The organism is Cupriavidus sp. HMR-1 (assembly GCF_000319775.1).
Taxonomy (GTDB): Bacteria; Pseudomonadota; Gammaproteobacteria; order Burkholderiales; family Burkholderiaceae; genus Cupriavidus; species Cupriavidus metallidurans.
The window spans coordinates 1-22674 of the sequence record NZ_ANKP01000072.1 but is presented as its reverse complement, the minus strand read 5'-3'; the positions used below and the strand labels follow the sequence as shown (position 1 = coordinate 22674).

Sequence of the window (22674 nt, the reverse complement as noted above, 5' to 3'; positions counted from 1 at the left end):
CGGCGCCACTGGCCGCGCCGGCACTCGTGGCGCCGGCTTCCTGCGCGGCCTTGCGATGGCCATGCCAGTACCAGCCGGCACCGGCCAGCACGACGATGACTGCGCCGGCAATCCACGTGCGGCGTCGGGACCGGGTATTACCGCCCGGTGTGGGCGGATTGGGAGGAGTGGGTTGACCTTGTTCTGGGTTGGACATGACCGGAATCCTGGGAGCGGCACGACGAAAAAGTGGGGCGTGCCAACGGTATTCGCACAAGCATTGTGACGGCGAAGTTGCAGCAGTATGCCGCATCGCACGGGCAGGGTGCCTCGCCGTCAGGGGGATGGCCTGAAGCATAATGTGCGGCTCCCATCCCACCTGTTTCGCCGCGCCCTGCTTTTATTACAGCGGATTACCAGCGACGTGGGTGTAACCTCCGGAAACAAAACGGTCCGGGACATTTGCAAAGCCGCATGTCCGGCCTGACTATCATGTGCCTATGCGTACAAACCAGCCCACCCAGATTCTCGTCGTCGATGACGATCCCGAACTGCGCGACCTGCTGCGCGAGTACCTGACATCCCAGGGATTCGCGGTTTCCGTGCTCCATGATGGCGACGGCCTGCAGGCGCGGCTCGAGCGCGAGCGCCCGGCGCTGATCGTGCTCGACCTGATGATGCCGAAGGTCGACGGCCTGACCGCCCTGCGCAACCTGCGCGCCAAGAACGACGATATTCCGGTGATCCTGCTGACCGCGCGCAGCGACGAGATCGACCGCATCGTCGGGCTGGAGATCGGCGCGGACGACTACCTCGGCAAGCCGTTTTCGCCACGCGAGTTGCTGGCGCGGATCAATGCCGTGCTGCGCCGCAAGCTGGCCCGCCCGGCCGCCGCCCCCGAAGATCGGGAATCCGTGGTGTTCGGGCCGTTCCGGGTGAACTTCCGTCAGCGCTCGCTCGAACGCAGCGGCCAGTCCGTTTCCATCAGCGACACCGAATTCGCGCTGCTCAAGCTGCTGCTGTCGCATCCGCTTGAAGTGCTCTCTCGCGAGCGCATTGTCGAACTGATGTACGGCACCGCCAACGGCATCAGCGACCGGGGCATCGACGTGCAGATCTGGCGCCTGCGCCGCCTGCTCGACGAGGACGCCCAGCGCCCGCGCTATATCCAGACCGTACGTGGCCGCGGCTACACCTTTGTGCCCGACGAGGCCGAGGACAGCATTCCGCAATGAAGCTTCGCATCGATACCCTGTTTGGCCGCATCGCGCTGCTAATCGCGGCCGTGTTGGTAATCAGCCACTTTTCGTGGCTGGCCATCCTTCGCATGGACCGGCGCCAGCAGCAGATCGACTATTCGGTCGAGCAGATGATCTTCCAGCTCGACAGTATCCAGCGGGCGCTCGATGCGACGCCGCCGTTGCCCCTGCCGAGCCTGGTGGAAGTGGCGGATGCCTCTACCGCCGACGAGCACGCCTCCGTTCCGCAGGCCGGCCGGGCGCGCCGGCTGGTGGAGCAGTTCACGCGGCGCCTGCCGCCGGGTACCGAGGTGCGGCTCGAGGACGAACTGTCCACGCCGCGGCTGTGGATCAAGCTTCCCAAGCGCAATCGATGGATCGCCATGCCGATCCTGTTCGTGCACAACCCGCCGCCGGACAATCGATTGCTGCCGGGCGTGGTGCTGGTGGTAGGGATAGCGATCATCTTCGCATTGCTGATCGCATGGCAGATCCAGCGCCCTGTGCGGGACATGGCCGAGGCGGCGGAGAAGCTGTCGCGCCAGCAACTGGTGTCGCCGCTGCGCGAGCGCGGACCGCATGAGCTGCGGCAACTGATCGTGCGTTTCAATCGCATGGTCGCAGACCTTGTGCGCATCGATCAGGAACGCAACACAATGCTGGCCGGCATCGCGCACGACCTGAAGACCCCGCTCGCACGCCTGCGGTTGCGTGCGGAGATGCTGTCGGATCCGAAGGCCGCTGCCGGAGTGACGCGCGATGTGGAGTCGATGTCGGCCATCGTCGAGCAGTTCCTGACCTTCGCGCAAAGCAGCGAGCCTACCGCGCGGCCCGTGCCGGTGGACAAGCGTATCGGCGAACTGGCGGCGTCCTTGCAGGAACAGGACAGGAAGGTGGTGCTGGAACTGAACGCGGGCGATGGCTTCCGCATGATCGCCACTCAGCTTGACCGGATCATCGGCAATCTTGTCGACAACGCCTACGCCTACGGCCAGCCGCCGGTGTGCGTGGCCACGAGCCGCACGCAGGAAGGCTGGAAGCTGATCGTCGAGGATGAGGGGCCGGGGATTCCGGATGACGCGATCGAACGCGTGACGATGCCGTTCGTGCGGCTCGATCCGGCACGTGGCGGCAATGCGCATTCGGGATTGGGCCTGGCGATCGTCGATCGCCTGGTGCGGCAGGCAGGCGGACGCCTGTCCATTGCCAACCGCGAGGAAGGCGGCCTGCGCGTGGAAATGGTGTTTCCGTTCGCAGCCATGGCGCAGGCGGCTTGATGCGGTAACTTTGCCGAAGGCTTCCCCCTCGTCCATGAATGGGAGAGGGGAGCACACAGCTTGTGCTTCAGACGTTCAAACCTTCTTCTTCTCCCCGATCCGGCTTTCCTTGCCCGCCAGCAGCTTTGCGATGTTGGCGCGGTGGCGCGCGATCAGCAGCACGCTGATCACCAGAATCGCGCCGGCCATGATGTCCACGCCATTCATCAGTACATAGAAGAACGGCGCGAAGATCGCCGAGATCAGCGCGGCCAGCGACGAATAGCGGAAGAAGAACGCGATGATCAGCCACGTGGCCAGCGTGCCGGCGCCGAGGATCGGATCGATCGCGAACAGGATGCCGGCGGCCGTAGCCACGCCCTTGCCGCCCGCGAAGCGATGGTAGAGCGGGAACAGATGGCCGAGGAACACGGCCAGCGCCACCAGCGCGATGCCGGTCTCGTCCACGCCGTATGCCGGGCCGAAGTGTTTGGCCAGCAGCACCGCTGCCAGGCCTTTCAGTGCGTCGCCGATCAGCGTGAAAATGGCCGCCTTCTTGTTGCCGGTGCGCAGCACGTTCGTGGCGCCGGGGTTGCCGGAGCCATAGCTGTGCGGATCGGGCAGGCCCATGACTTTGCTGACCACGACGGCGAATGACACCGATCCGATCAGGTAAGCGATGACGGCGAAGAGCAGGTTGATCATTTCTGTGGGAATAGGGCTAGGAATTTCAGGCTGGCGCGATTGTAGCGCGGCGCCGGGTCATCCAACTCCGTGACTTTCCCCTATACGCGGTGTCAGTCCGGCAGCGCGCATTCCACCGGCTTGGCGCCAACCAGCGCTTCCAGTACCGACGGCGCGACGCTGACCAGGTATCCACGGCGGCCGCCATTGATGTAGATCTTGTCCAGCGTCAATATCGACGCCTCGACATAGACCGGCATTTTCTTCTTCGTGCCGAAGGGCGACGTGCCGCCAACCATATAGCCGCTGTGGCGCTGCGCCACTTCGGGCTTGCATGCCTGCACGCTCTTGGCGCCGATCTGCCGTGCGAGATTCTTAGTCGAGACCGAGCAGTCGCCATGCATCAGCACGATCAGCGGCTTGGCCGCTTCGTCTTCCATCACCAGTGTCTTGACCACGTCGTGCTCGGGCACGCCGAGCTGACGTGACGATTCGCCCGTGCCGCCGTGGTCGACGTAGTCATAGGTGTGCTCGCCGAACGTGACGCCGTGCTTGCGCAGCATTTGCGTGGCGGGGGTTTCGGAGACGTGCTTGCTCTTGCTCATATCGGGTGGTCGGTCGCGCGGGTCAGCCGCGCGGATGGTGATGCAGGTGCAGTTCGCGCAGGCGCTCGCGCGCGACGTGCGTATAGATCTGCGTGGTGGAGATATCGGCGTGCCCCAGCAGCAACTGCACCACGCGCAGGTCGGCGCCGTGATTGAGCAGGTGCGTGGCAAAGGCGTGCCGGAGCGTATGCGGGGAAAGCGGGGCGTGAATGCCCGCGTCACGCGCGTGTTTCTTGATCAGGTGCCAGAACGTCTGGCGTGTCATGCCCTCGCCGCGCTGCGTGACGAAGAGTTCGTCGCACGCGCGGCCCGCCAGCAACGTGGGGCGCGCATCGGACAGGTAGCGATGCAGCCAGTCGCCGGCCTGCGCGCCGAATGGCACCAGCCGCTCCTTGTTGCCCTTGCCGCCGACCACGCGTGCCACGCCTTCATTCAGGCCGACTTCGATGGTCTTCATGTTCGTGAGCTCGGACACGCGCAACCCGCTCGCATACATCAGTTCGAGCATGGTGCGGTCCCGCAGGCCCAGCGGCGTTTCGATATCGGGGGCTTCCAGCAGCGCCACCACCTGTGCCTCGGACAGCGTCTTCGGGAACCGGGGCGGTTGCTTGGCGGGGCGCAGCAGCAGGCAGGGGTCGGTCTCGATCATGTGCTCGCGCAGGGCCCACTGATAGAAGCGGCGGAACACGGTCAGGCGGCGATTGGCCGAGGAAGCGCGTGTCTCCAGGTGACGCGCGGCGAAGTATCCGGATAGCGCGGTGTCGTCGACGCCCAGCAGCGCCGTGGCGCCAGACTCGTGCAGCCAGCGCGCCAGCATGGCCAGGTCGCGCCGGTAGGCGTCGATCGTGTTGCGTGCCAGGCCATCTTCGAGCCACAACGCATCGCAGAACCGGTCGACCAGCGACAGGTCGCCATCGAGTGCGGCCGTCATAGCAGCATCGCGCCTTCATGGCGCAGCAGCCAGCGCTTCACGCCCAGATGGAATCCTTCCTCGCCATGATGCGCGAAGCCGCCGAGTCCGTTGGCCGCCACCACGCGATGACATGGCACCACGATCGGAAACCAGTTCTGTCCGCAGGCCTGGCCCACGGCGCGCGGCATGCTCTGCAGCGATTTCGCAATGGTGCCGTAGGTCGTCAGGCCGCCTCGCGGCACGGCGCTGATGGCTGCCCAGACTTTGCGCTGGAAGTCCGTGCCACGCCGCGCCAGCGGCAGGTCAAACACGGTGTCCGCATTGGCGTAGTAGGCGTCGAGCTGCTCCGCCACGCGCTTTGTCAACGCGCTGGTTGGCGGGACTTCGGCAAAGCTGTCGGGCAGATAGACGATTTCGTGAACCTGCGTGCCATCGACACGTACGCCGACCTTGCCAAATGGCGCGGGCAGGACGGCATCGAAGTGATGTTGCATGGTGGATGGCGGGATAACGTGGCGATGAGCGATTTTATGCTGATTCCAGATGCATATCGAATGCAATGGGACGACCCGCCCGCTCGGCGGGGGGCGGACAGGGGAAGAATGCTGGCGCCGCGTCTGTCAGGCGCAACAAAAAAGGACCTCCGTGGAGGTCCTTTCTCGCTACCTGCGGATACCCGCTTATTGCTCGAGCTTGATGTTCTGAACCTTCACCAGGTTCTTCATCTTGTCGAATTCCTTCTTGATTTCGGCGGCGTGCTGCGCCGGCGTATTGCCCGACGGTTCGGCGCCAGCCGCCTGCAGGCGCTGGACGAAGGCCTTGTCCTGCAGCGCCTTCACCACCGCGGCGTTGAGCTTGTTGATGACGTCGTCAGGCGTGCCGGCCGGGGCCACCAGACCGTACCAGGCCGGGTCGTTCGGCTCCTTCAGGCCCATTTCGCCGAAGGTCGGCACGTCAGGCAGCCCCTCGACGCGCTTGTTCCAGGCCACCACGATCGGGCGCAGCTTGCCGGCCTTGATGTACGGCATCGACGACGGCAGGTTGTCCACCATGATCGGCACCTGGCCAGCCAGTACGTCGTTCAGGGCAGGGCCCGCGCCACGGTACGGAATGTGCACCATGAACGTCTTGGTCGAGACCTTGAACTGCTCGCCGAGCATGTGGCCGAAGCCGCAGGTGCCCGACGACGCGTACGAGTACTTGCCCGGGTTGGCCTTCAGCACCGCCAGGAACTCCTTGTAATCCTTGGCCGGGAAGTTCGGGTTCACGGCGATCACATTGGCCACGTTGGCCACGTTCGCGATGGGCTTGAAGTCCTTGATCGGGTCGTAGGAGAGCTTCGGGTTGCAGGCCGGGTTCACCGCCATCGTCGACACGGTGGAGATGCCGATCGTGTAGCCGTCCGGCGCCGCCTTGGCGATCGAATCGGCGCCGATCGAGCCACCCCCGCCCGCGCGGTTTTCCACCACGACCGTCTGGCCCAGGATGCGGCTCATCTGATCCGCCACGCCACGGCCGACGATGTCGGTGGTGCCGCCCGGCGCGAACGGAATGATCAGGCGGATCGGCTTGGTCGGATAGTTGCTCTGCGCGTGAGCCACCGACGCCACGGAGGCAGCCGCCGCGACGGCAGCGATCAATGCGGTTTTGCGAGCTTGCATGAGGAAAGGATCTCCCGTACGTGAAAGCCGGGCGGATCACACCCGGGGTTGGAATCGCCGGCGTGCCTTTGCGCGGATTTGCGCGGCACGGCGGCGTGCATGGGTCAGCCGCCCAGCAGGCCGCGCTTGAGGTTGCGGTCTACCGGATGGTCGCCCAGGAAAATGCGCAGTACGGCCTGGTAGAAGTCTTCGCCGGCAATGGCCTGGCCGCGTGGGATGCCGTTGAGCGCCACTACGGTGCCGCCTTCGGGCGTGAAGTCGAAATTGATGATGTCGCCACGGTGCGCGGCGCCCATCTCGGTCATGGTCTGTTGGAGCTGCGCCAGGCGATCGGCCAGCATCTTCATCTGCAGCTCGGAATGGTTCTCGCGCAAGCCTTCGTTGAGCGCCTTGATGAACGATTCCGCCTCCACTTCCCGCAGCACGCGCAGTTGCAGCCGCTTGGGCCCGCGCGTGGCCAGCGCCACCGTTGCATTGCGGGCGCGTTCGGGCAGGTACAGGCCCGCGACATAGCCCTTGATCACGAATACCGAGCGCAAGCCGGCGCCGTTGAGCGCCAGTTCCTTGCCGCCGAGCCGCGTCGCGTCGTCGAAGCGAACCCCCTCGATGACCATCGCCGATGCAGGTGGCGTCAGCATCCAAAGCGCCAGCGTCGCGCACAGCGTGGCGGCGAAACGGCGGGGAAGGGCGGTCGTACGGGAGGGAGACTTCAGGGACTTCATGGTGCGACGGGCGGCGGGTAAACCGCGGGCGAGACGAAATACAGCGTGCCATGCTGCCGGAATTCTGAAAAAATACCCATCCGTATCTGCCCTAGGCTGCACATTTCATGATGCAAGGCAAACGAGCAGATGTGATGAAAACGACAAAACAAACGAGACAATGTCTTCCGCACTCCTGCTGGTCCCGGATTTCAGCCTGATTCTGATTGGCTGGCTGCTGGTTCGATACACCCCATTCGACCGCGGTTTCTGGGCCGGAGTGGAGCGCCTGGTCTACTTCGTCCTGTTCCCTGCACTGCTGCTGCAATCGACGAACAGCGCCAAGTTCGACTTCTCGTCGACGTCCGCCATGCTCGGCCTGGCCCTGCTCACGATGGTCTTCGGCATGGCCACCGGATATCTGGTCAAGTGGGTGTTGCGGCCGGCACCGGCGGATTTCGCCTCGGGCCTGCAGACAGCCTTCCGTTTCAATTCCTACATTGGCCTGGCCCTGGCCGCGCGGCTTGGCAATGGCGAGGGCCTGGCGCTGATGGCGCTGGTCGTCGGGGTGACGGTGCCGCTGTGCAACGTCGTGGCGGTGTGGGCGCTGGCGAAGCATGGCGAGGCGCGTGTGCTGCGCGAACTGGTCCGGAATCCGCTGATCCTGGCCACGGCCACTGGGCTGGTCACGAACCTGCTGGGCCTGCATCCGCCCGAGGTGGTGGCGATGACGCTGAATCGGCTGGGTTCGGCTTCCACCGCGCTCGGGCTGATGACCGTCGGCGCCGGGCTGCAGATGAGCGGGGCCACCGGCACGGCCGGCCCGATGGCTTGGTGGAGCGGCGTAAAGCTGCTGGCCATGCCCTGTTTTGCGTGGCTGGTGGGGAAGTATCTGCCGCTGACTCCGTTGCAGTACCAGATCGTGGTGGTCTACGCGTCGCTGCCCACAGCATCGAGTTCGTACATCCTGGCCGTGCGCATGGGCGGCAATGGCCCAATGGTGGCTGCGACGATTTCCGCGATGACCGTCGTGGCGATCGTGACCACGCCGGTGTGGCTGTCGCTGGTGAGCTAGCGGCCTACGCGTAGCCGCCTAGCCGCGCTCAGGGGCCCGGTCCTGCGCGAGCGCCCATTCGATATGCTCGCGCACCAGTGGCGTGGCCGCATCGAGCCGTGCGTGGAGTGACGCGCGGATGCGGTCGGCCAGCGCCGGATCGTTCACTGCCGCGGCGCGCAGGCTGTTGCCGAGGCCTACGGCCAGGTTGCGCAGCCAGCGTTCATGACCGATCCGCCGGATCGGGCTGCCTTCGAGCCGCTGGTTGAACTCTGCTTCGCTCCAACTGAACAGTGTTGCCATGTCGGGCGCGTCGAAGCCATTGCGCACGTCGAAGTCCGGTAACGTGGCGCGATGGGCGAACTTGTTCCACGGGCACGCCAGTTGGCAATCGTCGCAACCGTAGACGCGATTGCCCATCGGCGCGCGCAGGTCTTCGGGGATCGCGCCCTTGTGTTCGATCGTCAGATAAGAAATGCAACGCCGCGCATCCACCAGATAGGGCTCCACGATGGCCTGGGTCGGACAGATGTCGATGCAGCGGCGGCAGTTGCCACAGTGCGGTGCCTCGGCCGAATCGGCGGGCAACGGGATATCGACGAGGATCTCGCCGAGAAAGAACATCGAGCCGCCATCGCGGTCGAGCAGCAGGGTGTGCTTGCCGCGCCAGCCCAGGCCACCCTGGCTGGCCAGCGCCACCTCCATGACCGGGGCCGAATCGGTGAAGACGCGGTAGCCGAACGCGCCGATCGCGGTCTCGATACGGGCCGCCAGCTGCTGCAGCCGGTTGCGGAGTACCTTGTGATAGTCGCGGCCACGCGCATAGAGCGAGATCACGGCGGTCGCGGGGTCGTCGAGGCGGGCGAGTTCGTGCCGGCGCCAGTCGTCGTCACGCTGCATGGGCAGATAGGGCATGCGCGCGACGATGGCGCGCACGGTGCCGGGCACCAGTTCGGCCGGGCGGGCGCGCTTTGTGCCGTGGTTGGCCATATAATCCATGTCGCCGTGGTAGCCCGCCTGCAACCACGCCAACAGGCCCGCTTCGGCGTGCCGAAGATCGACATCGGCGATGCGGATCGCATCGAATCCGAGCTCACCCCCCCAGGCACGAATTTGTGCCACCAGCGACGCCAGAGAGTCCCTGGCAGCTTGCGGGGACGACGTGGACGGCACCGGAACGGGGTCTTTCGCGGGGGAGGAGGCGGGAACTACTCGGTCGATCATTCCTGAATTGTACGCAATGCCCCTGCTCGAAGAACGCATTCTGCCGCTACCGGACGAAGCCGCCACCGAACGGTTTGGCGCGGCGCTGGCCGCCGCTGCGCGCGCGATGCCGCCGCGCACGATCCATCTGCAGCTGTCCGGAGACCTTGGCGCGGGCAAGACCACGCTGACGCGCGCCGTGCTGCGCGCGCTCGGACACGCCGGCAAGGTGCGTAGTCCCACCTACACGCTGTGCGAACCCTATGAAGTGCTGCGTGCCGATGGATCGCCGCTGACGGTCTACCACTTCGATCTCTATCGCTTCGCCGACCCCGAGGAGTGGATCGACGCAGGATTTCGCGACTGTTTTGCCGAACCGGCGCTTAATCTTGTGGAGTGGCCGGAAAAGGCGGGCCGCCTGCTGGGGGAACCAGACCTCCATGTGTTGCTCCAATCGGACAATCGTGTCTCACATTGGGCCGATAACGGGGCCGATGCGGGCGCGGATCGCCGCATGGCAACGCTGCGCGCCTATACTCCCACTGGACTTACCCTGCTGAACGCATGCTGATCAAGCGACTCGCTACCGACCGACCCGATGGACCCGACGGACTGCTGAAGGCCCGCCGCAAATGGATGGCGCAGGCGCTGAAAGCCAGTGCCGGCACGGTCGTATTGACCATCGCCGGGCCGCAGATCGCCTTTGGCGCCGGCATCGTCGCGGTGCGGGTGTGGCCGGCCGAGGACTACACGCGGGTGACCATCGAGTCCGACGAGCGCCTGGTGGCCGTGCACCAGATGATCCGCAACCCGGACCGTCTCGTGGTCGACATCGACGGGCTCGACCTGTCGCCGACGCTGCGCGAACTCGTGGCAAAGATCACGCCGAACGATCCCTATATCCAGTCCGTGCGCGTGGGACAGAACCGCCCGCGCGTGGTGCGGATGGTGTTCGACCTCAAGGAAGACGTCTCGCCGCAGGTGTTCACGCTTGCGCCGATCAGCGACTACCGCAATCGACTCGTATTCGACCTGTATCCGGTCAATCCGCCCGACCCGCTCTGGAAGCTCGTGCGTGATACCGAGGACAAGCAGCGGCGATTCGCCGCCGCGCCGCCGCCTGCCGGTACCGATGGTGTGTCCGGTGCGCCCGCTGGCGCGGAAGAAGATGCAATCGGTGCGATCGTGCGCAAGTTCGAGGATCGGGACCAGCTTCCGTCGCCGACTACCGCTCCGCCTCCCGCGTTGGCCGGCGTGAAGCCCAGGCCCCCCCTGCCGTCCCCCGCGCCCGTGGCGCCGCCGCCGACGGCGCGGACCAATCTGCCGCCACCAAGCGAATTCAAGATGCGCCGCCTGCTGACCGTGGCCATCGATCCCGGACATGGTGGTGAAGACCCGGGGGCGATCGGTGCCGCGGGATCGCGCGAGAAGGATGTGGTGCTGCAGATCGCCACGCGCCTGCGCGCGAAGATCGACGCGCAGCCCAATATGCGCGCGATGATGACGCGCGATTCGGACTTCTTCGTGCCACTCAACGTGCGCGTGCAAAAGGCCCGCCGCGTGCAGGCAGACCTGTTCGTGTCGATCCACGCCGACGCTTTCCTGTCGCCCGAGGCGCGTGGGGCATCGGTGTTCGCGTTGTCTGAACGCGGCGCGTCAAGCTCCGCCGCGCGCTGGCTGGCCAACAAGGAAAACAATGCCGATCTGATCGGTGGTGCCAATATGGGCAACAAGGATGCCCAGGTGGCGCGTGTGCTGCTGGACTTGTCCACAACGGCGCAGATCAACGACAGCATGCAGGTAGGCAGGTCCGTGCTGCAGGAGATCGGTGGGATCAACAAGCTGCACAAGGGCAGCGTGGAGCAGGCGGGATTCGCGGTGCTCAAGGCGCCCGATATTCCGTCGATCCTGATCGAGACCGCGTTCATCAGCAATCCCGAGGAAGAGCGCAAGCTCAACGACGACAGCCATCAGGAGCAACTGGCCAACGCCATCCTGCGAGGCATCAAGGCGTACTTCGCGCGCAATCCGCCGCTGTCGAAGAATCCATCGGTGTGATGGTCGACGGTGGCCAATGCGACAGCGGGCCACCCTTCACCATGCAAAAGAAAACGGCGCCTGGGGCGCCGTTTTCTTTTGCTCGACAAGCCTGTCTCAGGCACGCACCGCCTCACGCGTTTCCACGTCATCGCGGTTTGCGTACCGCGCGGCGATGACCGAGCAGACAATCAGTTGGAGCTGGTGATAGACCATCAGCGGCAGCACCAGCAGGCCCAGGGCCGGATGACCGGCGAACAGGATCTTGGCCATCGGGATACCGTTGGCAAGGCTCTTCTTCGAGCCGCAGAACACGGCCGTGATTTCATCTTCCACCGAAAAGCCCAGGCGACGTGCCGTGAACGTGGTGGTGCCCAGAATCACGAACAGCAGGACGGCTGCGATACCCATCACTGCGCCGATGGTCTGCCAGTGGTACTGATGCCAGAGGCCGGCGGCGGTGGCGTCGCAGAACGACGAGTAGACGATCAGCACGATCACGCCACGGTCGATCTTGTTGGTGATCTGCTTCTTCTTGGCCAGCCAGTTGCCGATCAACGGACGCGCGGCCTGACCCAGCGCGAACGGCAGCAGCAGTTGCAGCGCCACGCCCATCAGCGCGCGACCCAGCGGCATCGACGCGCCGCTGGCGCTGATCACCAGACCCATCAGCAGCGGGGTCAGCGCCATGCCGATCAGGCCCGAGATCGTGGCGTTGAAGATGGCGCCGGGCACGTTGCCACGTGCCATCGACGTCATCGCCACCGACGACGACACCGTGGACGGCAGTGCGCACAGATAAAACACGCCCAGCAGCAACTCGGGCGGCAGCGTGTTGCGCAGCGACAGCATCAGCAGCACGCCGACGATCGGGAACACGATATACGTGAAAGACTGCACGAACACATGCAGACGCCAATGCTTGGCACCCGCCACGAGCTTGTCGCGCGACAATGCGGCGCCGTGCAGGAAAAACACCAGGGCGACACCGAGATTGGTGACCACGCCAAGGCGCAGCGGGCCGTCACCGGTTCCAATTTCAGGGGCAATCAGCGCGATGCCGATGGCGGTCAACATGATCAGCACGAACCCGTCGATCAGGTCGTAGATCTTTTTGAAGGGGGCGAGAATGGCGGACATTGATAGGGATAGTGCGTAAGGGTTTCTGCTTGGTATTGGACCCTCGTCCTGTCTAGAATGCAAATTCATTTATTTCATCCATTCATTTCAACGTTGCATGAATTACACACTGCGGCAGTTGCGGGTCTTTCTGGCGGTGGCGGGGCATGGCAGTTTCAGCCGGGCAGCGGATGCCGTCGGGCTGACGCAGCCGGCGGTCAGTCGGGGTGTTGCTGAGCTTGAAGAGGCACTTGGCGTACGCCTGCTGGATCGCACGACGCGGGAAGTCGTGCTGACCGAGGCTGGAACGGCGCTGGTACCAGCGCTGGAGCGGTTGCTGGGCCAGCTAGACGACACCCTGGAAGAGACGCGGCAGTCCGGTGAACGCTATCGCGGTCGGGTTGTGATAGCCAGTGCCCCGACGATCTCGGCACGACTGATGCCGATGTATGTGGCGGCCTGCGCGAGCCAGTATCCCGACATCCGGTTGTTCGTGCGCGACAACGTCCAGGCCGACGGCCTCGAGCAGATCCGCGCCGGCGCGGTCGATTTCGGGGTGTTGATCGATCCGATGGCACGTGAGGGGCTGACCATCGCGCCGCTCGCCACCGATCCGTTCTGTTTCGTATGCCGGCGCGACCATCCACTGGCCGAGGCGGATTCGGTGCCCTGGACCGCGTTGCACGGCGAGCGCCTGGTGCTGCTCGATTTTGCCTCCGGCAGCCGGCCGTTGATCGACCGGATCTTCGCCCGTCATGGCGCGGTGCCGCAGGTGGTGCAGGAACTCGGGCACTCCGCCAGCGTATTCGGCATGGTGGAGGCAGGGATCGGGGCCTCGGTCCTGCCGTCCTTCTCGTTGCCGTTGCCCGAGGCGTCCCCGCTGGTCTCGAAGCCGCTGACGCCGCGCGAGGAACGCAGCATCGTCATGGTCCGTCGCGAGGACCGGTCGCTGTCACCGGCGGCGGCCGCGGTCTGGAACATGGTCCAGACCATGGCGATCCCGGCCGAAACTGCGACGGGCTGACTGCGACCGGCGAGGGGAGGACTGAGGGGAGGGCTGTTACGCGCGGGGAGAGGCGGTCACCATTGCCGCTTCCAGCGCAAAGCTGCCGTCGGGCTGCACGCGATAGCGATCACGAACTTCGGCTGGCGCCTTTTCCCACAGGTGGCGGATCGCGGCCGCCGCAACTTCTGGCGTGCGCATCCGGGCCACCCAGCTGCTGAACTCGATGTCGATGCGCCAGACCGGCGACACCTCTACCTGGAATCCGGCAGCCTCGAACATCTGCGTCCACACGGTCGGCGTGTAGTCGCGGATGTGCGATGGGTCGCGGAGCAATTCCACGGATTGCAGCCAAGTATCGCAAAGCGGGTCTTCGGCGCCGACGATGTCGATCAGCGCTACCTTGCCGTTCGGCTTCAGCACGCGGCGGATTTCACGCAGCGCGGCGGGAACGTCGCGCCAGTGGTGGGCACTCATGCGCGAGACCACGGCGCAAAAGCTGGCGTCGTCGAACGGCAGTTGCTCGGCAGCACCCTGCTGTGTCTTGACGTTGCCAAGGCCGCGATCGCGTGCCGCGCCTGCCACGACGTCGAGCATTTCCGCCGACAGGTCGTAAGCCACCACTTCGTTGGCAACCGTTGCAGCAGCAAAGCTTGCGTGGCCTGCGCCGCAGCCCAGGTCAAGCACACGGCTACGCGCCACCGGCTTCAGGTGAGCCAGCGCTTGCTTGAGTTGTTCGAGATCGGCGCCTTGGGCATGGACGGCGCTGGTCAGGTAGGCATTGGCGGTGGCGCCGAACTGGGCGGCGACGAGTTCCTGTTGTTGCATGGGGTGCCTCGATTCTTGTCGGATTGGCGATGGGGATTGCCCGGGCCCGGGGGTTCACGTACTGTAGATGTGCTCTTTTCCCGGTACAAGTCACAGATTTATCCTGGTATAAGCACCACCAGTCATGTCCATCGAACCCACTCAAGTCAGTCGCGAAGCTGAACTCGGCGCATTTCTGCGCACCCACCGAGAGCGGCTGACGCCAAGCGACGTCGGCCTGCCGCCTGGCCGCAGGCGGCGCACGCCGGGATTGCGGCGCGAGGAAGTCGCGCAACTTTCGGGTTTGAGTGCTACATGGATCACGTGGTTGGAGCAGGGGAGACCGGTGGCGATGTCCGTGCGCGCGCTGGGCAGTCTGGCCGAGGCCCTGCGACTGTCTCGCGCCGAACGCGCCTATCTGTTCGCGCTGGCCGGCAAGCCCGAACCGCGCCAGGATGCCGAGCCCGCCGTGCCCGCCGCACTGCTTGCGAGCGTGCAGGCAATCTCGGGGCCTGCCTATCTGCTGGATCGCCAATGGACCGCCCGGGCATGGAATGACGCGGCCGCCGACCTGTTCGTCGGCTGGCTCGATGCGGCGTCCGGGGAGCGGAACCTGCTGCGAGCGATGTTCCTGCCGACGGCGTTGCAGGCGTTGGTGGAAGACTGGCCGCACCGCGCCGCACGGCTCGTGGCCGAGTTTCGCGTTCACAGCTTGCGTCATGCCGAAGATCCGCCGACACGCGCACTGATCGAGCGGCTCATGGAAGACAGCCCCGCGTTCGCGGCGGCCTGGCGTTCGCAGGACGTCGACGAGCGGCAAGGCGGCCGGCGCGGGTTTCATCACCCGACGCGCGGCCTGGTCTATTTCGAACAGCTCACGCTGGTACCCCCGGCTGCACCGGGGATGATGCTGGTGATGCTGCTGCCGGAAACAGCCTGATTCGGCGCGATTCGCCGCGAGTCGTCCTGCATCGGGCGACGCGCGGGCTTACTTCGGCTGCATACGGATCGCGCCATCCAGGCGGATCACTTCGCCATTCAACATCGTATTGCCGATGATCGACTGGACCAGCTTCGCGTACTCCGCGGGGCGGCCCAGGCGCGGCGGGAACGGCACCATCTTGCCGAGTGCCTCCTGCACCTCCGGCGGCATGCCGAGCAGCATCGGTGTTTCGAACAACCCCGGGGCGATGGTCAGGCAGCGCACGCCGTCGCGGGAAAGATCGCGCGCGATGGCCAGCGTCATGCCTACCACGCCGCCCTTCGATGCCGCATACGCAGCTTGGCCGATCTGGCCATCGAACGCGGCCACCGAAGCCGTATTGATGATCACGCCGCGTTCGCCTTCGGCATCGGGAGCGTTTTGCACCATCTCCGCGGCGGCGAGGCGAATCATGTTGAAAGTGCCGATCAGGTTGACGCGGATGGTCTTCTCGAACGCATCGAGCGGATGCGGTCCGTTCTTGCCGACCGTCTTGGCGGCCACGGCGATACCCGCGCAGTTGACCAGCCCGGAGAGCCGGCCTAGCTTCCGCGCGGCATCCACGGCCGCCTGACCGTCGGCTTCCGACGCCACGTCGCATTTGACGAACTGCCCGCCAAGCTCCGTGGCCAGCGCCGTGCCCGCGGCTTCGTTGAGGTCGGCAATCACGACCTTGCCGCCGGCAGCCGCCAGCATGCGCGCCGTGCCCGCGCCGAGCCCCGATGCGCCGCCCGTGACGATGAATACGTTGCCCTGAATGTCCATGCGTCTGTCTCCTCGTTGTAGATGCCGTTTACGTTAACGTCAATTGGAGGCTATTGTACGAACCGCGCGAACCGATCGGCAAATAAAAAAGCGGCCCGGTTGCCCAGGGCCGCTTCTTCTTGATGCTGGAAGCGCTTCGCGACTTACTTCAACGCGTCGAACACGCTTGTCGTGATCTTGTCGACTTCGCCAAGACCCGCGATCTTGCGGTACTTCGGCGGCGATACCTTCGCCGAGGCATCGCCGTTGGCGGCCCAGTTCGAGTAGTAATCGACCAGCGGACGGGTTTGCTGCGAGTACACGTCCAGGCGCTTGCGCACCGTCTCTTCCTTGTCGTCGTCGCGCTGGATCAGTGCTTCGCCCGTTTCGTCGTCGACCATGTCGGCCTTCGGCGGGTTGAACTTGACGTGGTAGGTTCGGCCCGACGCCACGTGCACGCGGCGGCCGCTCATGCGCTCGATGATGGCGTCGAACGGCACGTCGATTTCCAGCACGTAGTCGATCGCCACGCCGGCTTCCTTCATTGCCTCGGCCTGCGGAATCGTGCGCGGGAAACCATCGAACAGGTAGCCCTTTTCGCAGTCAGGCTGCTTAAGACGGTCTTTCACCAGGCCGATAATGATGTCATCCGACACCAGTCCGCCCGCGTCCATCACCTTCTTGGCTTCGATGCCCAGCGGCGTGCCCGCCTTCACCGCGGCGCGCAGCATGTCGCCCGTGGAGATTTGCGGAATGCCGAACTTCTCGCAGATGAACTTGGCTTGCGTGCCTTTGCCGGCGCCAGGTGCGCCCAACAGGATCAAACGCATTTACGGGTCCTCAAGGTATTTGAATTCGGTCTGGCGGGAGGGATGGAAGGAGGGTACCGCCGCAACTTGACGCAGGACTTACGCGGTCAGGCCAGACTGTACGAGTCGAGCCATGTGCCGGAGTCAGGTCATGCTCGACGCGCCGGGCGCGCAGCAGGTGCCAGCGGGCACGCGCGCATCCGGTCGGGCTCGATCTCTATCTCCCCACCGAGTCTTTGCGAAGTGCGGCGAACGCGCCTCACGGACTCTGTTTCGGCAAGCATTATGCCATGGGCCGTACGGATTCGGCCCCCGCCGAAGTTGCAGCAGTGTGAACTTCAGCGGGCGAATGTTGTCACGGCCCTTCCTGAGCCATGCCCTGCGCCCATAGCGCGCGCACGCGTTCCAGGTCCGCCGGCGTGTCCACGCCCGGCGCCGGTGCAGCCGCCGTCACCATGACGCCGATCCGCTCGCCATGCCACATGGCACGCAGCTGCTCAAGTGCTTCGGTCTGTTCGACCGGCGCGACCGCCAGCGTCGGGAATCGGCGCAGAAAGCCTGCCCGATAGGCATAGATGCCGATGTGACGCAGCACCGGCATGGCCGGCAGCGGGACCTGCGCGGTGGCAGCGGGCTGGGCCGGCACGGCAGACCAGGCGTCGCGTGCCCACGGAATCGGCGCGCGCGAGAAATAGAGCGCGCGGCCCGCGTTGTCGCAGACCACTTTCACCACGTTCGGGTTGAATACTTCGGCCACGTCGTCCAGCGGATGCGCTGCCGTGGCGATCGCGCAGTCAGGGTGCGCCGCCAGATGCAGCGCGACTTCGTCGATCAGCGTCGGCTCGATCAGCGGCTCGTCGCCCTGTACGTTGACGACGATCGCGTCATCGGCCAGCCCGAGCTGTGCCGCCACTTCCGACAGCCGGTCGGTGCCGGACTGATGGTCGGCTCGCGTGAGCACGGCTTCGACGCCATGCGCGGCGCAGGCCTGCGCAACTTCCTGCGAGTCTGTTGCCACCACGGTGCGCTGGGCCGACGATGCGTGGGCGCGTTCAGCCACGCGCACGATCATCGGATGGCCGCCGATATCGGCCAGAGGCTTGTTAGGCAGCCGCGTGGAGGCGAGGCGGGCGGGGATGACAACGGTAAAGGTCGGGATGCTCATCGTGCGACCTTTACCCATCAATTGCCGGCCGGCGCCGAGGGCTCCACCGGTACCACACGGCCCGGCACGGTCTGGCGCGCTTCGTCCGCCAGCATGACCGGAATGCCGTCACGGATCGGGTAGGCCAGCTTGTCGGCGTGGCAGATCAGTTCCTGGGCGGCGCGATCGTATTCCAGTTTGCCCTTGCACAGCGGGCAAACGAGGATTTCAAGCAGCCGGTTGTCCATCTTGGTGTTCCTTGTCGAGACCGTCGGCCATCCCGGTGGCGGTGGATTGCCCCACGGTGACGGGTGTGGCGATGGCCGGGTTGCGCGCCTGCACGACGCGGCGGATTTTATCGATCAGGCCCGCGTCGATCACGGGCGTGGTGGGGACGACCCAGATACGCGGGTCGTCGAAGCGCTCGCATTTTACGGCATCCTTCTCGGTGATCAGGATCACGTCGGCTTCGAGCGCGGCAGGATTGTCCGCGAACGGGTCCTGCACGAAATCGTAATGGTCCGGCAGCGGCATCGTGGCGGGGGAGAGCCCCGCCTGACGCAGACTGGCGAAGAAGCGTTCCGGGTGGCCGATGCCGGCTGCCGCCAGCACTCGCTTGTCCGCGAACTTGGACACGTCGCGCGACATCGTCGGATCGTTGAGCTGCCAGGCCTCGTCGAGCTCCAGGCGCATGCCGTAGACGTCGGGTTTGTCTGGCGTGGCGCGGAAATTCGGATCGTTGATCAGCGTGGCGTCGCGTGGCCGGGTCAGCGGTTCGCGTAGCGGGCCGGCCGGCAGCATCATGCCGTTGCCGCCCATGCGCGTGTCGAACATCACGATCTCGAAGTCCCGCTGGAGCTTGTAGTGCTGCAGGCCATCATCGAGCAGCAGTACGTTGATGCCGGGATGCGAGACGAGCATGGCCTGCGCGCACAGGGCGCGGTCCGGGAAGACCCACACCGGGACGTCCGCGGCGCGTGCGATCAGCAGCGGCTCGTCGCCGACGTCGGCGGCCTTCGAGGTCGGCTTGACGCGGCGCGGGTGGTTCAGCTTCACGCCGTAGCCACGCGAAACCACGCCCGGGCGCAGGCCGGCTTCCGTCAGCGCATGGGCCAGCGCGATCACGGCCGGGGTCTTGCCGGTGCCGCCCACGGTCACGTTGCCGACCACGATGACAGGCATCGGCAAACGGGTCGACTTGAACCATCCCTGCTGATAGCCGTACCGGCGAATGCGCGCGATCAGGCCAAACAGCAGCGACAGCGGCCACATCAGCCAGGCAAACCAGCTACGGCGCTGCCACTGGTCGGTGACGAAGTCGGCGAGGGTGTGTTGGGGAGCGGCCATGAAGATCGGGGACGGGAACGGGCGGCGCCACCGCTAGGGTGGCGCCGGGCGGATGCAGACAGAATGCAGACATTATGGGCATTGCCCGACGCTTGCCGCAAGCCTGCCGTTCGCCGCGCCGGGACTGCGGGGCGTCCAGCGTCTTATCGCTTCTGACTGCTCTGGGTGGCGAACGTCAGCCGCGACAGACCTGCAAGGCGCGCGGCCTCCATCACATTGATCACGGCCTGGTGCGTGGCCTGGGCATCGGCGTTGACGATGACCACTGGCGGTTGCCCGTTGCTGGCCGGACCGGCTGCGCTACGCAACTGGTCGGCGAGGCTGGTGACATCCGTCTGCTCCAGCACCTGCTTGTTGACGGAATAGACCCCGCGCGCCGAAACGGACACAACGATCTCGGTCGGGCGCTGCTGCGCCCGCTCGGCATCGGCCGTCGGCAACTGAATCTGAAGTTCGGTGAAGCGCGAATACGTGGTCGTGATCATCAGGAAGATGAGGATCACGAGCAACACGTCGATGAGCGGGATCAGGTTGATCTCCGGCTCCTCGCGTCGCTGACGGGAACGGAAATGCATGGCGCGCTCCCGCGGCGTTACACCCGCCGCTGGGGCAGGATGGCGTCGAGGAACGAGGTCGCACGGAATTCCAGCTCGGCCACGTAGTCGTCCACGCGGCGGCGGAAATAGCGCCAGAAAATCAGCGCCGGGATGGCGACGATCAGGCCGAACGCGGTGTTGTACAGCGCCACCGAGATCCCGTGCGCGAGTTGCTCCGGATTGGCACCGGTGCCGCCCTGGTTGCCGAAGATCTCGATCATGCCGATGACTGTGCCGAGCAGGCCCATCAGCGGGGCTACCGAGGCGATCGTGCCCAATGCGTTCAGGTAGCGCTCGAGTTCGTGCGCGACCACGCGGCCGGCTTCCTCGACCACGTCCTTGGCGGCGTCGCGCGACGTCTGCGGTTGCAGCACCACGTGGCGCAGGCCGGCGGCCAGCACGCGGCCAAGCGGCGAATTCTGCTCAAGGGTGTTCACGACCTCGGGCGTCGCCCTGCGCTGCTGGGCGGCGGAGAGCGCCTCCTCGTACAGCTTGGGCGGCAGAATCTTGCTGCGCTTCAGGGAAATGAACCGCTCGACGATCAGCGCCAGTGCGATGACCGACGCGAGCAGCAACGGCCAGATCGGCCAGCCGGCCGCTTGAATGATGGAAAACACGTGGACCCCCGAATTCTACAAACGAACGACAGACCCGAAATCAGAACGATTGATGCGTGGCAGCCTTTGATGCGCCGGGACGCGCCCCGCGCAGCGGCAATGCTCGAAAAATTGCAGGCGCCACTCTACCCCGCGACTTGGCGCGGGGCAAGCCGCGCAAATACGCGGTGTCTGCCGTGCGCATCGCCGCACGCCGGCAGCTTTCCACATTTGTGCGGGACAGGACTGTGGACCGATTGTGGAAAGCACGCGGAAAAGCACGCTAACCCATTGATCGCAAAGGGAGGCGCGTGATCTGCCTGTTTTTTGGGCAGGCTTCGGCGCAACGGCTGCCGGCACCTGTTCCGACCGCTTCCGACCGCTTTGGATGGGCGTGGCGACGACTTTCCACACATATGCGGGACAGGATTGTGGATCGGTTGTGGAAAGTTATCGGAAAAGCGTGCTAAGTCATTGATCGAAAAGGGGGAAGCGAGGTCTGCCTAAAAAACGTGCAGTTCGAGGGCGGCCCCGGTCCGGCAGTCAATCCGGTAACCCCGTCACTTTCCACATCTGTTCAGGACAGTACTGTGGACGCATTGTGGATAAGTACGGGAGAAGCAACGTAAACCGTTGATTCGATTGACCCTGTAACTGGCTGCCTAAAAAATGAGCATTTGCGGTGCCACAACCCCTCGTGACGTGGTGAGGACATTTCGCCGGACCGACATTGCTGCAGCTTGAGTCGCCATGCCACCGCCGCGGTTATCCACAGCATTGACGCTTGACAAATCATTTATCCAAAGCTTCTGTGGATAACTTTGTGAACAAGCCAAGTGGCCTTTCGGTAAGTCGTTGACGCGTAAGGTTTTCTCTTACATTGCCTGTTTTTTGCGCCGTCCAAAAAATCATAAGAATCAAAGGCTTGCACCAGAACATGCGGATTGCGGCCAGGCGCGCGTGAAGGGGGAGGTGCCCCTTGACATTGCCGGTATGCTGTGGACATGTCCATCCCAGGCCGCGTGCGCGGTTGCGAACCATGCCAGACAACGAGAACTTTCCGCGCGCGATGCCGTCTCAGCCGCCCACGCGCACCCGTGATGTGATCCAGGTCAGTGAACTGAATCACGCCATCGCCGGAGTGCTCGAACGCAGCTTTCCACTCGCCTGGGTCCGGGGAGAGATCTCGAATTTCACGCGGGCGGCCAGCGGGCATTGGTATTTCTCGCTCAAGGACGCACGCGCGCAGATTCGTTGCGTGATGTTTCGCGGACGCAATCAGCATGTCGACTTCTCGCCACGCGAAGGGGAGGCTGTCGAGGTACGCGCGCTGGTGTCGATGTACGAGGCGCGTGGCGAACTGCAACTCGGCGTCGAAGCCATGCGTCGTGCCGGGCTCGGGAATCTCTACGAGGCGTTCCTGCGGCTCAAGGAAAAACTGGCGCAGGCAGGTCTGTTCGATACTGAGCGGAAACGCCCCATTCCGGATCATCCGCGTGTGATCGGCGTGGTGACCTCGCTGCAGGCCGCCGCGATGCGCGACGTGTTGACCACGTTGCAGCGCCGGGCCCCGCATGTGTCGGTGATCGTCTATCCGGTGCCAGTCCAGGGGGCGGGCGCCGCGGAAAAAATCGCCGCGATGATCGACACGGCCAGCGCCAGGCGCGAGTGCGACGTGTTGATCCTCTGCCGGGGCGGCGGCAGCATCGAAGACCTCTGGTCGTTCAATGAGGAAGTGGTGGCGCATGCCATCGCGCGGTGTGCCGTACCCGTGGTCTCCGGTGTCGGTCACGAAACCGATTTCACGATCGCCGATTTCGTGGCCGACGTGCGCGCGCCGACGCCTACCGGCGCGGCGGAACTGGTGAGCCCCGACCGCGCGCATCTGCTCCAGGCCACGCGCCGCGCACGCGATGCGCTGGCGCAGGCAATGGACCGGCAACTCGAGCGCCGCGCGCAGCATCTGGAATGGCTCGGACGCAGGTTGCGCAGCCCGCAGGCGCAGTTGCAGGAGCGTCGCGCCCAGGTCGACAATCTGGCCCGGCACATGCGCTCGGCACTGCGCGATACGGTGGCCGTACAGCGCCACCGCGTGGACGTGCTGGCGATGCGCTGGCGTGCCTGCAAGCCAGACATTAGCGCGGCGCAGGCTGAGTTGGGCCGCCTGGCGGCACGCATGGAGGCTGCGGCCGCGCG

The 22674-nt window shown here is 65.0% G+C and carries 24 protein-coding genes and 1 pseudogene; 8 read left to right on the top strand and 17 right to left on the bottom strand.

The genetic code is table 11. From position 1 onward, the window contains the following. Positions 1-292: pseudogene (locus D769_RS30990) on the bottom strand (multidrug transporter subunit MdtA); the annotation flags it as partial. A 187-nt stretch (positions 293-479) separates the two neighbouring features. Here D769_RS30990 and D769_RS11080 point away from each other — a divergent pair. Beyond that, complete coding sequence (locus D769_RS11080) at positions 480-1214, top strand: response regulator (protein ID WP_008645039.1); 735 nt, start codon at positions 480-482, stop codon at positions 1212-1214. Next, positions 1211-2494 (top strand): ATP-binding protein, encoded by a 1284-nt coding sequence (locus tag D769_RS11075; protein WP_008645036.1) that lies wholly within the window; start codon positions 1211-1213, stop codon positions 2492-2494. The genes D769_RS11080 and D769_RS11075 overlap by 4 nt, the downstream gene beginning before the upstream one ends. A 75-nt stretch (positions 2495-2569) precedes the next feature. Here the strand turns inward: D769_RS11075 and plsY are convergent, their stop codons facing one another. The 6 genes from plsY to D769_RS11045 all read right to left on the bottom strand — a co-directional run bounded on the left by plsY (position 2570) and on the right by D769_RS11045 (position 7058). Continuing rightward, entirely contained in the window at positions 2570-3178 is a 609-nt protein-coding gene (gene plsY / locus D769_RS11070; protein ID WP_008645034.1) for a glycerol-3-phosphate 1-O-acyltransferase PlsY, read from the bottom strand. 92 nt (positions 3179-3270) lie between these two features. Then, positions 3271-3762, bottom strand: a complete 492-nt coding sequence (gene ybaK / locus D769_RS11065) for a Cys-tRNA(Pro) deacylase (protein ID WP_008645031.1) — start codon at positions 3760-3762, stop codon at positions 3271-3273. Positions 3763-3784: 22 nt separating this feature from the next. After that, positions 3785-4693: a site-specific tyrosine recombinase XerD gene (gene xerD / locus D769_RS11060; RefSeq protein ID WP_008645029.1), complete on the bottom strand. Its 909-nt coding sequence runs from the start codon at positions 4691-4693 to the stop codon at positions 3785-3787. Further along, positions 4690-5169: a methylated-DNA--[protein]-cysteine S-methyltransferase gene (locus D769_RS11055; protein WP_008645026.1), complete on the bottom strand. Its 480-nt coding sequence runs from the start codon at positions 5167-5169 to the stop codon at positions 4690-4692. Before D769_RS11055 ends, xerD begins: the two co-directional genes overlap by 4 nt. Before the next feature lie 186 nt (positions 5170-5355). Continuing rightward, positions 5356-6336, bottom strand: coding sequence for a tripartite tricarboxylate transporter substrate binding protein BugE (locus D769_RS11050; RefSeq protein WP_008645024.1), 981 nt, complete (start codon positions 6334-6336; stop codon positions 5356-5358). A 104-nt stretch (positions 6337-6440) separates the two neighbouring features. Further along, positions 6441-7058 (bottom strand): chalcone isomerase family protein, encoded by a 618-nt coding sequence (locus D769_RS11045; RefSeq protein ID WP_152414966.1) that lies wholly within the window; start codon positions 7056-7058, stop codon positions 6441-6443. A gap of 160 nt (positions 7059-7218) precedes the next feature. Here D769_RS11045 and D769_RS11040 point away from each other — a divergent pair, with 160 nt between their 5' ends. After that, on the top strand, positions 7219-8112 hold the full coding sequence (locus D769_RS11040) for an AEC family transporter (RefSeq protein WP_008645019.1): 894 nt from the start codon (positions 7219-7221) through the stop codon (positions 8110-8112). 18 nt (positions 8113-8130) lie between these two features. On the opposite strand, the gene queG is transcribed toward D769_RS11040, so the two are convergent. Continuing rightward, positions 8131-9315 (bottom strand): tRNA epoxyqueuosine(34) reductase QueG, encoded by a 1185-nt coding sequence (gene queG / locus D769_RS11035; RefSeq protein ID WP_035881419.1) that lies wholly within the window; start codon positions 9313-9315, stop codon positions 8131-8133. A gap of 16 nt (positions 9316-9331) precedes the next feature. Here queG and tsaE point away from each other — a divergent pair, with 16 nt between their 5' ends. Continuing rightward, positions 9332-9865 carry a tRNA (adenosine(37)-N6)-threonylcarbamoyltransferase complex ATPase subunit type 1 TsaE gene (gene tsaE, locus D769_RS11030; RefSeq protein ID WP_008645015.1) on the top strand — a complete coding sequence of 178 codons (534 nt, stop codon included), beginning with the start codon at positions 9332-9334 and terminating at the stop codon, positions 9863-9865. Beyond that, positions 9859-11352: an N-acetylmuramoyl-L-alanine amidase gene (locus D769_RS11025; protein WP_008645014.1), complete on the top strand. Its 1494-nt coding sequence runs from the start codon at positions 9859-9861 to the stop codon at positions 11350-11352. The genes tsaE and D769_RS11025 overlap by 7 nt, the downstream gene beginning before the upstream one ends. A 96-nt stretch (positions 11353-11448) precedes the next feature. Here the strand turns inward: D769_RS11025 and D769_RS11020 are convergent, their stop codons facing one another. After that, complete coding sequence (locus tag D769_RS11020; RefSeq protein WP_008645010.1) at positions 11449-12471, bottom strand: bile acid:sodium symporter family protein; 1023 nt, start codon at positions 12469-12471, stop codon at positions 11449-11451. Between the two features lie 97 nt (positions 12472-12568). On the opposite strand from D769_RS11020, the gene D769_RS11015 reads away from it, so the two are divergent. Beyond that, entirely contained in the window at positions 12569-13474 is a 906-nt protein-coding gene (locus tag D769_RS11015) for a LysR family transcriptional regulator (RefSeq protein WP_008645008.1), read from the top strand. Positions 13475-13510: 36 nt separating this feature from the next. Here the strand turns inward: D769_RS11015 and D769_RS11010 are convergent, their stop codons facing one another. Beyond that, a complete protein-coding gene (locus tag D769_RS11010) occupies positions 13511-14281 on the bottom strand; it encodes a class I SAM-dependent methyltransferase (protein ID WP_008645007.1) in 771 nt (256 codons plus the stop codon). A 124-nt stretch (positions 14282-14405) separates the two neighbouring features. On the opposite strand from D769_RS11010, the gene D769_RS11005 reads away from it, so the two are divergent. After that, a complete protein-coding gene (locus D769_RS11005) occupies positions 14406-15200 on the top strand; it encodes a helix-turn-helix transcriptional regulator (protein WP_051705302.1) in 795 nt (264 codons plus the stop codon). A gap of 48 nt (positions 15201-15248) precedes the next feature. Here D769_RS11005 and D769_RS11000 read toward each other — a convergent pair whose 3' ends face one another. From D769_RS11000 to D769_RS10970, 7 genes are all read right to left on the bottom strand, one after another. Next, positions 15249-16007: a 3-hydroxyacyl-CoA dehydrogenase gene (locus tag D769_RS11000; protein ID WP_008645003.1), complete on the bottom strand. Its 759-nt coding sequence runs from the start codon at positions 16005-16007 to the stop codon at positions 15249-15251. Between the two features lie 143 nt (positions 16008-16150). Continuing rightward, positions 16151-16816, bottom strand: coding sequence for an adenylate kinase (gene adk / locus D769_RS10995; RefSeq protein WP_008645000.1), 666 nt, complete (start codon positions 16814-16816; stop codon positions 16151-16153). Between the two features lie 334 nt (positions 16817-17150). After that, a complete protein-coding gene (gene kdsB / locus D769_RS10990; RefSeq protein WP_008644999.1) occupies positions 17151-17960 on the bottom strand; it encodes a 3-deoxy-manno-octulosonate cytidylyltransferase in 810 nt (269 codons plus the stop codon). Positions 17961-17977: 17 nt separating this feature from the next. Further along, entirely contained in the window at positions 17978-18187 is a 210-nt protein-coding gene (locus tag D769_RS10985) for a Trm112 family protein (RefSeq protein WP_008644998.1), read from the bottom strand. After that, entirely contained in the window at positions 18168-19286 is a 1119-nt protein-coding gene (lpxK, locus tag D769_RS10980; protein ID WP_008644997.1) for a tetraacyldisaccharide 4'-kinase, read from the bottom strand. Before lpxK ends, D769_RS10985 begins: the two co-directional genes overlap by 20 nt. 143 nt (positions 19287-19429) lie before the next feature. After that, positions 19430-19861: a biopolymer transporter ExbD gene (locus D769_RS10975; RefSeq protein WP_008644996.1), complete on the bottom strand. Its 432-nt coding sequence runs from the start codon at positions 19859-19861 to the stop codon at positions 19430-19432. Between the two features lie 17 nt (positions 19862-19878). Next, entirely contained in the window at positions 19879-20499 is a 621-nt protein-coding gene (locus D769_RS10970; protein WP_008644986.1) for a MotA/TolQ/ExbB proton channel family protein, read from the bottom strand. Between the two features lie 1018 nt (positions 20500-21517). Here D769_RS10970 and xseA point away from each other — a divergent pair. Next, on the top strand, positions 21518-22674 hold a 1157-nt coding region (gene xseA, locus D769_RS10965), incomplete at its 3' end, for an exodeoxyribonuclease VII large subunit (protein ID WP_008644984.1).